13 protein-coding genes are annotated in these 11,764 nt (G+C 39.5%); 3 read left to right on the forward strand and 10 right to left on the reverse strand.

Annotated elements, in window-relative coordinates:
• Positions 1–80: 80 nt before the first annotated feature.
• Positions 81–593, reverse strand: coding sequence for a photosystem II reaction center PsbP (gene psbP / locus O9332_RS16300; RefSeq protein ID WP_353853434.1), 513 nt, complete (start codon positions 591–593; stop codon positions 81–83).
• A gap of 62 nt (positions 594–655) precedes the next feature.
• Between psbP and O9332_RS16305 the strand changes: the two genes are divergently transcribed.
• Positions 656–1,438, forward strand: a complete 783-nt coding sequence (locus O9332_RS16305; RefSeq protein ID WP_002759000.1) for a tetratricopeptide repeat protein — start codon at positions 656–658, stop codon at positions 1,436–1,438.
• Positions 1,439–1,512: 74 nt separating this feature from the next.
• Here O9332_RS16305 and psb34 read toward each other — a convergent pair whose 3' ends face one another.
• Complete coding sequence (gene psb34, locus O9332_RS16310) at positions 1,513–1,692, reverse strand: photosystem II assembly protein Psb34 (RefSeq protein WP_002759001.1); 180 nt, start codon at positions 1,690–1,692, stop codon at positions 1,513–1,515.
• A 396-nt stretch (positions 1,693–2,088) separates the two neighbouring features.
• Between psb34 and O9332_RS16315 the strand changes: the two genes are divergently transcribed.
• Complete coding sequence (locus O9332_RS16315; protein ID WP_002759004.1) at positions 2,089–2,679, forward strand: ScaI family restriction endonuclease; 591 nt, start codon at positions 2,089–2,091, stop codon at positions 2,677–2,679.
• On the opposite strand, the gene O9332_RS16320 is transcribed toward O9332_RS16315, so the two are convergent.
• The 8 genes from O9332_RS16320 to O9332_RS16355 all read right to left on the reverse strand — a co-directional run bounded on the left by O9332_RS16320 (position 2,676) and on the right by O9332_RS16355 (position 11,123).
• Positions 2,676–3,725, reverse strand: a complete 1,050-nt coding sequence (locus O9332_RS16320; RefSeq protein ID WP_002759006.1) for a DNA-methyltransferase — start codon at positions 3,723–3,725, stop codon at positions 2,676–2,678. The two genes, O9332_RS16315 and O9332_RS16320, sit on opposite strands and share 4 nt — an antisense overlap.
• Before the next feature lie 235 nt (positions 3,726–3,960).
• Entirely contained in the window at positions 3,961–4,971 is a 1,011-nt protein-coding gene (gene trpS / locus O9332_RS16325; protein WP_002759008.1) for a tryptophan--tRNA ligase, read from the reverse strand.
• A 61-nt stretch (positions 4,972–5,032) separates the two neighbouring features.
• A complete protein-coding gene (locus O9332_RS16330; protein ID WP_002759009.1) occupies positions 5,033–6,346 on the reverse strand; it encodes a dolichyl-phosphate-mannose--protein mannosyltransferase in 1,314 nt (437 codons plus the stop codon).
• A gap of 13 nt (positions 6,347–6,359) precedes the next feature.
• Positions 6,360–6,989 carry a Uma2 family endonuclease gene (locus O9332_RS16335; RefSeq protein ID WP_002759010.1) on the reverse strand — a complete coding sequence of 210 codons (630 nt, stop codon included), beginning with the start codon at positions 6,987–6,989 and terminating at the stop codon, positions 6,360–6,362.
• A 34-nt stretch (positions 6,990–7,023) separates the two neighbouring features.
• Complete coding sequence (locus O9332_RS16340) at positions 7,024–9,072, reverse strand: DNA phosphorothioation-associated putative methyltransferase (RefSeq protein WP_002759011.1); 2,049 nt, start codon at positions 9,070–9,072, stop codon at positions 7,024–7,026.
• 43 nt (positions 9,073–9,115) lie between these two features.
• A complete protein-coding gene (locus O9332_RS16345) occupies positions 9,116–9,895 on the reverse strand; it encodes a photosystem II electron transport protein, Sll1252 family (RefSeq protein ID WP_002759012.1) in 780 nt (259 codons plus the stop codon).
• Between the two features lie 71 nt (positions 9,896–9,966).
• Positions 9,967–10,476: a hypothetical protein gene (locus O9332_RS16350; protein ID WP_002759013.1), complete on the reverse strand. Its 510-nt coding sequence runs from the start codon at positions 10,474–10,476 to the stop codon at positions 9,967–9,969.
• Between the two features lie 431 nt (positions 10,477–10,907).
• The gene (locus tag O9332_RS16355) at positions 10,908–11,123 is read right to left on the reverse strand and encodes a type II toxin-antitoxin system HicB family antitoxin (protein WP_002759014.1); all 216 of its coding nucleotides are present in this window, start codon (positions 11,121–11,123) and stop codon (positions 10,908–10,910) included.
• A 109-nt stretch (positions 11,124–11,232) separates the two neighbouring features.
• Here O9332_RS16355 and O9332_RS16360 point away from each other — a divergent pair.
• On the forward strand, positions 11,233–11,764 hold a 532-nt coding region (locus O9332_RS16360; protein ID WP_288026455.1), incomplete at its 3' end, for a transposase.

An 11,764-nucleotide genomic window follows, 5' to 3' on the forward strand; every position in this document is an offset into this window, starting at 1 on the left:
AAATCCTTATCTGGCAAGAGACTTAATTGATTAGTTCGCTCTAGATAAAAAACAATTGACAAAAATGGCTAAATGCCTTTCTATATAAGGGTTCCATCCCTTATAATCCCCGTCCATTGCATAACACAAACCGAAGAGCCATGATTATTAACCGTGACGCTGGCCAGATTATGACGTTCTTGACCGTTGGCTAATTTAACTTGATATTCGAGGATATAATAATCTTGACCGTCGATTTGATGGGATTCTGAGCGAATTAATTCTACTTCCTTATCGAGATTGGGGTTAAGACTGTTATTTTTCAGGAGACGATAGCCCACTTCCGAGGGAGTACCTAAATCTGTTAAGGTTTTATTGTCGGGGACGGGGTTAATAATAACGCTTAAATTTTCGCTAGTTTCGATCAGGTCATGAAAAACCACATCTACTCCTGCAACTTTTTTCACATCCACCTGCGTCCAACCCTTAGGATATAAAAATTGATAGCCTTGGCTGTCACTGGTGTATCCTTGCAGTCCAGCGATGGGAGTTGCACAACCGGTTAAGAGGAGGGTGGTAATTAGGAGGAAAGTCGCCAAAAGAGATTTAATCATGATATTTTGACCTGTGAGTAGGGCTGTTTAATTTTACCTTGAATTGTTTAGGTGAAGGGATTATGAAAATTAAGAAAAAATTGACAATTATTATGGCTATAGCGACTTTTTTACTGACTATCTCTCCCCTAGTCTCTCAAACTACCGCTAACCCCGTGAAGGCTGTAGAATTTTATAATCGGGGTGTGGATCGTTTAACCGCAGGGGATTACTCAGGGGCGATTGCGGATTTTACTCAAGCTCTACAATTAGAGCCGAAGGATGCCGATGCTTACTATAATCGCGGCTATGCGGAATTAGTTCTCGGCCAGTACGAGCGAGCGATCGCAGATTATACCCAGGCCTTGACAATCAACCCCAATTATGTTAATGCTCTCGGTAATCGTTGTTATGTGCATTATCTGACGAAAAAATACGAGGCAGCCGTGGAAGATTGCACAAAAGCGATCGCTTTAAACGGAAATTTTGCTGATTTCTTTATTTATCGCGGTAATGCTAAGGATGACTTGGGAAGACACCTAGAAGCGATCGAGGATTACACAAAAGCTTTGAGTTTACAGGGAACTAGAGGACAGGATCGCATTTTCTATAATCGCGCCTTGGCCTATAACCGAGCCGGACAGCAGGAAATGGCTTTAAGGGACTACAATGAGAGTCTGAAAATCAATGCTAATTTTGCCGAAGCGTACCACAATCGGGGTTTAACCCATTATAAATTGGGAAACAGGGAAAAAGCGATCGCTGATTTAGAGGCAGCAGCCCGTCTAGCGTTATCCCAGGGTAAACAGGGGACTGCGGCTAAGTCTCAGTCAGCAGTGGCATTAATTCAGGGTCAAAAGCCCTAAAATAGGGAGTAGTTGTGATTTTAGCTCTAAATAGGAGTGAAAGGGGCTAAATCGCAACTACGAGGGACTAAATTTTAGCCAGCTTGAGATGCGTAAAAAGCGACGGCTAACAGTCCACCCACAAGTGTGATCGCAGCAACGCCCCAGACAAGATAATTACGTTGTTGCGATTTAGTCGGGGGAGCCGCTTGATAAACTTTCGGTTCGGCGGCGAAATTATTTAAGCGTCCACCTTCTTCATTTGTATAAGGCATAATCAAAACCTCAAATATGACAATTTTTCAGGAAAAAAATCCTCTTATTACAATACTACAACATATTAGTAACCGAGTCGGGGATGTGGGAAATTCTCACGGGGATAACAATTCTTAGTCTGGGGGTAACTGCCGGACTCTGCTACTTTTATTGGCGATCGCAGTTTCAATCCTTGAAACTGCGAAAACAACTTAAAAAAGGCTAATCATACCAAATCCGTTTTTAATACTATGATTAACTCCCAAGTTATGGATTGTTTTTCCCTGCTCCCTGATCCAGCGTTCCCCACTCTCCTATACCTTTTAAACAGAATTTAGTATTAGGTGTTGGGATAGGGGGAGGTGGTTGCGTTAATATTAGTTACTGTATCTAATAACGCCGGAAAAAAACTATAGATGAATTCTCCCTATGCAGATGTCTCTCCTAGTAATTGGTTATCTATCACCCAACGACTTGTGGAAAGACATCCCCTATCTACCGATGCAATTGTTGATGTTGTTTTAACATCTTGGCAATCAATTTTTAATTCTCAGTTAGGTACAAAAGGTTTTAGAATTGGTAGGGATATCTTCCCTAAACCTCAAATTATGGGTTTTCTACTTCATGAATTAATTCCTTTAGAACTAAAAGCAAAATATCCCGATTTCTGGAGAGGAGATATCAGTATATCTGATAAAGATATTGTCTATATACCTGATGACTTTTTTTCAATTGAAGTCAAAACCTCCTCTGATCCTAGACATATATATGGCAATAGAAGCTATGCTCAAAATTCTAATAACAGCAAAAAAGGTAAGTCTGGATACTATTTAGCAGTTAACTTTGAGAAGTTTTCTAATACTACTAATCCTCAGATTAAACTAATTCGTTTCGGTTGGATTGATTCTGGGGATTGGATTGGGCAAAAGGCAGCTACAGGTCAACAATCGCGTCTTTCCTCTGACGTAGAAAATTATAAATTGCTCCAATTGTATCGAAAAATCTAGAATAACGAGCCTTGAATATAAGTATTGCTTCTTTCTTTTTTAAATCTTTTAAATCTCTCGGCAGCTATCTCGCAATAGTCTGGTCGAATTTCAAAACCCACAAAAATTCTTCCTAATCCCAAGGCCGCTATTCCCGTGGAACAAGAACCAGCAAAGGGATCAAGAATTATTTCTACCGGATTAGATGAAGCTTGTATAATTCTCTCGACAATTGCTAAAGGAAATTGTGCGGGATGTCCGGTTCTTTCCTTAGAACTGCGCTTTTCTCCTGTAGTGACTTTAGGAACTTCCCACACATCAGAAGGATTTTTGCCGAGGGGATTACAACGATATTTACCATTCTTCTTTTGATTGGGATACTTAACGTTAGGGTCACGAATATTATCTAAGTTAAAAGTATATTCTTGGCAATTTTTGAGATAAAAAAGCCATTTTTCATTGCGAGGACTAAGACGATTTTTTGTAGAAACACCTGCCCCATATTTCCAGACAATTTCTTGTAAAAGATAAAAGGGAGACTTATCCCAAATAAGATAGGGAATCGGAACACATAATCCCTTTTCTGGTACTTCTAAATAACCAACATTTAGCCACAAAGCACCGTTATCTTGAGTAATCTGATAAATTTGCCGCAGCCAATTAGCACACCAATCAACATAGTCATTGATTGAAAGAACTCGTTCATATTCTTTGCCAATATTATAAGGTGGTGATGTAACAGTGAGGTCAATTTTTATGTCACTATGAGATAGTTTATACAAAAAGTCTGTGGCATCTCCTTGATAAAGAATAAAGCCGTTGTCCGAGTAAAAAGGTTGACCAAGATGACTAACCAGAATTTCTTTAAGAGAATTAAATTTGTTGGCTCTATCTTTTTCTAACTCTGGAGAAAATGGCTGTAGTAAGGAGGAAGGAGCAATCTGAGTTGATTGATGATCAACAATTCCCTCTGCTAGATAAGAGTTTTGTTCCTTGCTGGCAATTGGACGAGACTCATCTTCCCTAGACGATAGTTTTTTTTGTTTCCCCTGGGACTCTACAACCATAATTTCAAAGGACAGGTAAGTATTTTGATAGTTTCAATTATGCCCTTATTTTACCAAAATATCACTGGAGTTGTGCTTAATTTAATAACTTTTGTAATCATTCTCCTTCCCTTACCCTGGATGGGGAGGTAGAACCCCACCAAGAGTTAAAGATTGACTGATAAAGCAGCGAGTTTTCCTTGAAAAATCTCAACTGAGTAGATTGATAATTAGGGGATGCACCCGAAAATTATCCCTAAAATGGTGGTAAATAACCCATGGCATTTTTGACTCGATCGAGAGTTTGATTGGCCACCGCTTCTGCTTTGAGACGACCTTGCCGCAAAACTGTGCCTAAATAATCTTTATCATCTCTAATTTCGGTGTATTTTTCCTGAATAGGTTGCAGAGATTCTATGGTGACTTCTGTTAACATCGGTTTAAATTGTCCCCAACCTAACTCGGCACATTCTCCCGCAACCACGTCTTGACTTTTTCCCGATAAAATGCTATAGAGAGTTAATAAATTATGGCATTCGGGACGTTCTGGATCATCGAAAGTTAAACCCTTCACTAGATCGGTTTTACAGCGTTTAATTTTCTTGGCAATGACATCGGGACTATCGAGAATATTAATCCGACTCATCTCGGAAGGATCGGATTTAGACATTTTATTCCGGCCATCGGTTAAACTCATCACCCGCGCTCCTTCCTTGCGGATCATCGGATCAGGCAGTTTTAAAATTGGTTGTTTCGGTTGCCCAAAAAGATGATTAATTCTAACAGCTATATCGCGGGTTAATTCTAAATGTTGTTTTTGATCTTCTCCCACGGGTACTTTATCGGCATCGTAGAGTAGGATATCGGCAGCCATCAGCACGGGATAATCGAGTAAACCCGTGCCAACATTTTCCCCCTGTTTAATCGCTTTTTCTTTAAATTGAATCATATCGGTTAACCAATTTAAAGGGGTGATACAATTCAATAACCAAGTTAATTCTGTATGAGCTTTAACGTGGGATTGGACAAAGATAGTCGCATATTCTAAATCAATTCCGCAGGCTAAATATAGAGCGGCAATTGCTAAAGTATCCTCCGCAAGAGTGGCGGGATTATGGGGAACGGTGATCGCGTGTAAATCGACCACACAAAAGAAATTATCGTAGTCTTTTTGTCCCTCCACCCAATTGCGGATCGCACCGAGATAATTGCCTAAATGTAAATTGCCGGTTGGTTGCACACCAGATAAGATTCTTTGTTTACCCATAACTCTTGCGATCGCTTTTTATCATGATTTTATTGTATCAGTTTTTGCCGCTAATTTCATCCTAAATCCAATTGGGAAAAATCATTCTCAGATAATAATCCCGCACTGACAGGGGAATGCCTAAATAAATTGGTAGCCAATGGATAAAAGCAAAAATTATCAAAATTATCAGCGAGCGCGAGCAATTTTTATAAATAGGACTGGAACTTTCTAGACCATCGGCTAAGAGCCAAGCTAGAGCAATCCAAGTGAAGCTATAGGCAGCCATATAATGATAGAGAAAGGTACAGCGACCAATTTTTAACCAGGGCAGCAGATTGGCAATATAGTTACAGATAAGATAGGCGGAAATTACTCGCTCTTTTCGGTTAAATAATCGACTAAAAACTACTAGAATTGCTCCGGTAGAAAACCACCATAAAAACGGATTTCCCATAGCGTGAACATCATAAATTTTATCACCTACTCTCTTAAAATAATAAGCCACAGGTCGCCCCATTACTAACCAACTATACCAGGGAGAACAATAGGGATGGACATCAGATTGATTGCCCTTTATTCTCTGATGAAATGACCAAATTTCTTGATGTACTTGCGAAAAATTATATTGATGGTTGACGAGAAGATGAGGTATCCACAGCAAACTATAGGTAACTAGGGGAAAGACAATTAAGGCGATAAAAATGTACTCTAATCTCAGGTTAGTTACCTTTGTCCAAAGATGATCTTTTGACTGCTCTTGATTAAATAATTTTATTAACCAAGCAATACCGATAAAAATAAATATTCCCAGTAAAAATCCTAAGCCATTCCATTTGATATTTGCCGCTAAACCGAAACAAACTCCCGATAATAATAGCCAATTGAGGTTTGAATTTTTCTGGAGTGCTAATAAAAAAAATAATTGTCCAGACAAACCGAATAAAATTAAGTAAATATTATTGAGAGCATAGCGGGATTCCACCAGAAATAATCCGTCTAAACTAGCGAGAAAAGTTGTGATTAAAAATACAGTTTTTCTCTGGGTTAATTGATAAGCAATTCCCCCAATAATTAGGGGAATAAAAGAACCAGTGAAAGCATTTAACCAGCGATAACTAAAAGTTGAGCGCAGGGAACCTGTTAAATTATTAATGGTTTCAGGATCGGCAGGAAAATGGGAGCCAATCCAGATACTAATAGCAATTAAATATTGACTTAATGGTGGGTGAGACTGGAAAAATTCTTTACCGATTAGATATTCATTGCCGTATTTAGCATAATAAACTTCATCGAAAACAAGAGTATTAAACTGACTGAGATTCCAGAATCTTATTCCTAGAGAAAATACAAATATCCCTAGGATAGATAGGTTAAATTTTACTTGAGAACTCATGGAAAGATAATAGTTATGATAACTGGGAATTTTCTGTTAAACGCAAGCGAAATTCTTTGACAGCAAGACGGGGATTAGGATGGTTGACGTATTCGGCTAATAATTCTAAATTTAAATCCGGTAATAAAGCACTTTTAGGGATTAAAATATATTCGCCATTCTCTTGTAAAGAATAGATTTTTAACTGATTATCTTGCCAAAACCAAACCTCTTGAGTTCCCAATCTTTGATAAACTTCTAAAACTTTCAGGCTGCCACTGGTTAAGATTATTTCTATCGCCAAATCAGGAAACTCTTTTTCTATAAATAAACAAAAACATTCATCTGGTTCTTTTCCCGCTTCTTTTTCCTGTTTTCGCAAAGTGGTGGAACCTAATCCCCAGAAATCAATTTCAGCATATTCTAAATAAACTTCTACCAATCTACCGATATTTTTTTTGCTAACTTCGTGACGACGACTAGGAGCCATAATTTCTACCATTCCATCTAAGTAAGTAATGCGATAACTGGAACTATCTTCTAAATGTTTTAAGAGGGTTTCGTACTGTTGCCAATTAACCCCAGAAATAAACATTCTTTGTTCAGGATCATTAGCTTTTAACTCGAAATCTTCTAATCCTTGTAACCGAATCGTAGTCATCATAAAATTAATTACCTCGTCTATTTTACTTAATTACTCAGGAAGACTTATTTTGATTTCTTCTGGTCTGAATTTTAGCGCGTAAAATCCTAACTTTATAGGGATCAGCATCTTTTCGCCACAGAATCTGATAGCCTTTGATTGTAGCACAATGCTCCTCTAAACATTTTTGCCAACCCTGTAAACGTTCGATCGCTTTTCTATCTTCTAACAATCCCCAATCCTTTTCTAATTGAGTTAAGCGAAGCAATTTATCATAGTTGGGATAATCAGCCGTTACTAAAAGCTCTTTTTCGTGTAAAATTGGCGGATTAGGACTATCCCGATAATCACGAAAACTAAAATCAGCCGAACCTAAATATACATCCATGCTAGTAGCTAAAATCGGATGAATTTCTGTATCAAAATTGGGGTAATAGAGATAGGAAATTTTGGGTTGACGAAAAGATAAACGAACAACGTTAGCATTTTCTAACCGTCCGATAGTTTGACTAGCACAACCTTCATATAAGCGTAATAACATCGGTAATTTTTCCAAAACGCTAATATGAATAGTTAGGGAATAACGGGAAAGTTTGCCTAAGGAACTATTTTCACAAGTACGAGCGATCGCTACCAAATTTCCTGCACTTATTAACACTTCTTCCGCTAAAGCGCAAGCATTGCGATAACTGCCAAATAAAGCTTTAAAATCGGCACGGGTAGCGGGGGATAATTCCCGTACTTTCGGACAGTGGCTAAATTGACTTAAAGCTAAATAAAGTAAAAGATCGGCGCGTCTTTTATCAGCAATTATCTCCCATTCTTCCGCTTCTGTTACTTGTAAAATAACTTGAAAAGCTCGTCTAAAAGTGCCAAATTCTGCCTTAATTTCTTCCTCTTGTAATAATTCTCCCGCGACGGGTAAACGTCCCTGCTGGGTGTAAAATTCCATCAGGGGAGTCAATAAATCTTCGTAATCTTCAAAGCATTTGAGATGGGTTTTAATTTTAGGAGTGGCAGTGCGGGAACGACATCTCGATAAACGAAAAATTTCGGCTTTTTCTTCCTCTCGAAAAACCAGATAAATTCCCAAAGTTATTGGAATAGAATCAACCCCCAAAGTGCTATCAATATACTGTTTTAGTTCTTCCTGTTGATAGTATTTTTGAAAAGTATTGCGACGGGTTATAATTCCATCTTCATAGGCCATTAAACCCCGTTCGCTATCATCAATTAGGATCTGTGCCGAAACAATTAAAACTTGACGGGTTAATTGCCAAGCTTTTAATAAAGCTTCCTGCCGTTCTTCGGCGGATTCAATAACGTTAATTACATAGCCTAAATTAACAATATCAGATTCAATTAAAGGACTATCGGGACGATAATAAGGATCCCAACCTTCACTTTGATAACCCTGTTCGGCTATGCGTTCTATATCACCTCCATAACCACAACCGTAATCAAAAAAAGTGGTTTCAGGAAGAAATAATCCCGCCGCTAATGCTAATCTTACCGGACGAGAAAGGGTTTTGCGAACAAGAGCAGCTTTGTGGCGATCAATTATTATTGATTTTTCCCTTTGTCCCTCTAGATTACAAACTAAATAATCTCCTGCAAAATCAAGGTGATGCTTTCTTAAAAGCCGTTGCCATTCCTGTTTAGTACCGATGGGATGAGAACTGTTTAAAAGTCCTAAAGCACTCTCGATTTTTGTGAGATGCTCGAATTCTTGATAAAGGGGATAGTCCCTAGTAACAAAAGTTTCTTTTCGGTGTAAAATGGGCGGATTATCGGCATTTTGATAATTCCATTCACTCAAGATTAATGTCCCCATATCTACCACTAAACTTTTAGTTAAAGCTGGGTGAGGTTCCCGATCAAAATCGGGATAAAAAAGATAGGATATTTTCGGTTTATCGGTGCTAAATTTAATTATTGTTGCCTCGGATAAATGCTGATTAATTCTTGCTTTTTGTTCGTAATTCTGGAGGATAGGATCCAGTTGATGTAATGCTTCTCGATGAACATAAAGCGCCCCCGGTAATAGTTTACCGATGGGACTAACTTGACACAGTTGCACGATTACGGCGAAATTCTCAGCCATGGCAATTAATCTGTCTAATCACAAATTCTAGAGACAGAAAAAACTAAATAAATCTAGTTAAATGAACCCGATAGCGCTCTTTTTTGGTCACAGTAACCTCTCCCACTTCTAGACGACCTTTTCCCCGAAAAGAAATCAAATCACCGGTTTTAACATTATAACTAGATTGACTGATATCTTTCCAGTTAACTCGCACATCCCCGGCGCTAATTGCCTCGGCCATTTTACTGCGAGAAATGCCAAAACCCGCCGATGCGATCGCATCTAAACGCAAGGAAGCTTCCACCGTATTAATTTCTTTTTTTTGCGGTGGTCTAACTTTTAATTCCGTCAAAGGAATCGGGCTAGTTTTCACGGGAACTGAACGCACTTGTAGTAAATTAGCACATAAAAAATCTGCCAATTCAGGCACTACAATCGCCTGCGCTCCTCGCTCACCTAAAACGATTATATCGCCGACTTTTTCCCGGACGATACCCGTCCCCAACATCGCCCCTAAAAAATCCCGGTGGTTAGCGGTATCAAAAAGAAAATTACCGGCAATATCAAGGGCAGATAGGGGAATATCTGTTACTGTCCAAGGTAGATCAACTCTAGCAATACCGAGGCGCTGTCTTTCTGCTTGGGGATAACCGCCCCATTTTTGCATTGACACATCGGTTAAACGCTGAAAAACCCGTTCTACTTCCGCTAAAACCGCGGGAGAAAGAAAGTCTGTCACCGTCATTTCCCAAGTCTTGATCGCTTGTTCGGCTTTATCAATAACTTTCGCTATCTCCTCGCGATTCTCGACACCCTTTAGTAATTCTTCTCTTGGTGACATTGTTTTCTGGTAATTAATCAAAAATTCTTAGGAAAAAATCAAATGACCGATAACTTATTCCCGATAACCGTTCACTGTTCTAGGGCGTATCCTTGCAGATTTTCGGGGTTAAATTGACGGAGGATAAGAGTCGCTTGATTTTTCAAGTTTTCGGAACCCTGCACGATAATAATATATTTTCCGGCACCGAGACGATTGCGATAGGGAAGTGCATCGCCACTGCCGGACGATAAACCCACGCCACCACCGACAAAAATACTGCCCATCGCCCCCCCAATCGCCCCGGCAATGCCGCCCACGATATGATTGCCCGGTTCTCCGGCCCAATCAAAGGTATGCAATCCCGTAATCAGGTTAAAAAGGTAGCCACCGGCAAAACCGAAGGGAATTAGCCAAAAAGCCATGAGAGTAGCCCGTTTTTTGGCCTGTTGGAAGGGATCGATCAAACCGAACTCATCGGCACTTTTATAGCCGCGACCGAGAATGGTCACTTGAGATTGGGGAATTCCCGCTTTTTCGAGGGCAACGGCAGCTTCTTCTGCTTCTATGCGATCAGCTAACACGGCAATGAGATAATTCATATTCTCCAACTTTTCAGGCTATCTTCATTTCCTATTGTAAGGATTTTCGGGACTGAAAAGCCGCTCGCTCGAGAAAATATGCAAGGGGATGGCAAGAAATTACTTTATTTTGGTTATTTCTGGCAATAATTGACCCTAAAGATCAAGGGAGATGGTTATCATCTTTAAGGACATTTTTTGCGCCAAAAAGAACCCCCCCATTTTGGCTCAACCTAGAAGGACAGCCACAATCACTACTATAGACCAATTAAGTGGGTGGGTGGAATTAAATATAAGATGAACGTAGGTTGGGTTGAAGCATGAAACCCAACGCCTGCTCATGTTACGCTACCGCTAACCCATCCTACAAATAATTGTGCCTCCCTACTTAGACCTGTGCGAAAATTAAATTTGTGAGAAAAAAGAGCAAGACAACCCGTGCGATTGCCCTGTCAATCGTAGCTGATCAGGTCGCCCTTGTTCTTCGTCAGTGAAACCCCAGCAGTTTTTGGGTAGTCGGCAAGAACCCTCCTGCAGCCACTCCAACCACCGACTTTAGTTGTGGGTTCTGGAATGGTTTCCCCGCGTTCTTGCAAAACTTCAAGGTAAAGTTCAATCGCTTCTTTAATATTTTCCTGAACCTCTTCAAAGGTATTGTAAAGTTTCAATACAAATATAGTCAGATATAGTCAACCATGGTAATATGTACAGACAAAACTATCAGACTAGGCAAAAAGACAACCCTTCAAAACCCGACGCTGAGTTAAAAGACAACGGATGTTAGTAGCAGAAAGACACATTATCAAGAAAGGACATCGATTTTGGGCTGAGATAGATAATTTATCTTGGCAGTCTAAAAATCTCTACAACTCAGCCAATTATTTAATCCGACAAAACTTCATTTATGGCCATGGCTATTTGACCTATAATCAGATGGCCTCTCTCATGAAAGAGACAGAACAGTATCAAGCTTTACCCGCTAAAGTTTCCCAACAAGTTTTAAGAGGATTAGACCGGAACTGGACATCATTTTTTGCCGCTTCATCGGAGTTTAAAAGTCACCCCGATAAATTTCTGGGAAAACCCAAAATCCCTGGCTATAAGGAGCCAAAAAAAGGACGAAATCTCTTAGTTTACACGATTCAAGCTATAAGCAAAGTAGGTCTTAGGCAAGGGTTAGTCAAACTATCAGGGACTTCAATTGCCTTGCCGACGAGAGTGGTGGAGCGCATAGCAGAAGTCAGAATAGTTCCTAAATGTGATTGTTATGTAATCGAGGTAATTTATGAGAAAACTGAACAGTTCTTAG

Source organism: Microcystis sp. LE19-10.1B (assembly GCF_027530565.1).
Taxonomy (GTDB): Bacteria; Cyanobacteriota; Cyanobacteriia; order Cyanobacteriales; family Microcystaceae; genus Microcystis; species Microcystis aeruginosa.

Excerpts from the sequence above, each read along its gene's own strand:
- psb34 (WP_002759001.1), bottom strand. The coding sequence starts at position 1,692 with ATGCCTTATACAAATGAAGAAGGTGGACGCTTAAATAATTTCGCCGCC.
- psbP (WP_353853434.1), bottom strand. The coding sequence starts at position 593 with ATGATTAAATCTCTTTTGGCGACTTTCCTCCTAATTACCACCCTCCTC.
- O9332_RS16305 (WP_002759000.1), top strand. The coding sequence starts at position 656 with ATGAAAATTAAGAAAAAATTGACAATTATTATGGCTATAGCGACTTTT.
- O9332_RS16345 (WP_002759012.1), bottom strand. The coding sequence starts at position 9,895 with ATGTCACCAAGAGAAGAATTACTAAAGGGTGTCGAGAATCGCGAGGAG.
- O9332_RS16350 (WP_002759013.1), bottom strand. The coding sequence starts at position 10,476 with ATGAATTATCTCATTGCCGTGTTAGCTGATCGCATAGAAGCAGAAGAA.
- O9332_RS16330 (WP_002759009.1), bottom strand. The coding sequence starts at position 6,346 with ATGAGTTCTCAAGTAAAATTTAACCTATCTATCCTAGGGATATTTGTA.
- trpS (WP_002759008.1), bottom strand. The coding sequence starts at position 4,971 with ATGGGTAAACAAAGAATCTTATCTGGTGTGCAACCAACCGGCAATTTA.
- O9332_RS16315 (WP_002759004.1), top strand. The coding sequence starts at position 2,089 with ATGAATTCTCCCTATGCAGATGTCTCTCCTAGTAATTGGTTATCTATC.
- O9332_RS16335 (WP_002759010.1), bottom strand. The coding sequence starts at position 6,989 with ATGATGACTACGATTCGGTTACAAGGATTAGAAGATTTCGAGTTAAAA.
- O9332_RS16320 (WP_002759006.1), bottom strand. The coding sequence starts at position 3,725 with ATGGTTGTAGAGTCCCAGGGGAAACAAAAAAAACTATCGTCTAGGGAA.
- O9332_RS16340 (WP_002759011.1), bottom strand. The coding sequence starts at position 9,072 with ATGGCTGAGAATTTCGCCGTAATCGTGCAACTGTGTCAAGTTAGTCCC.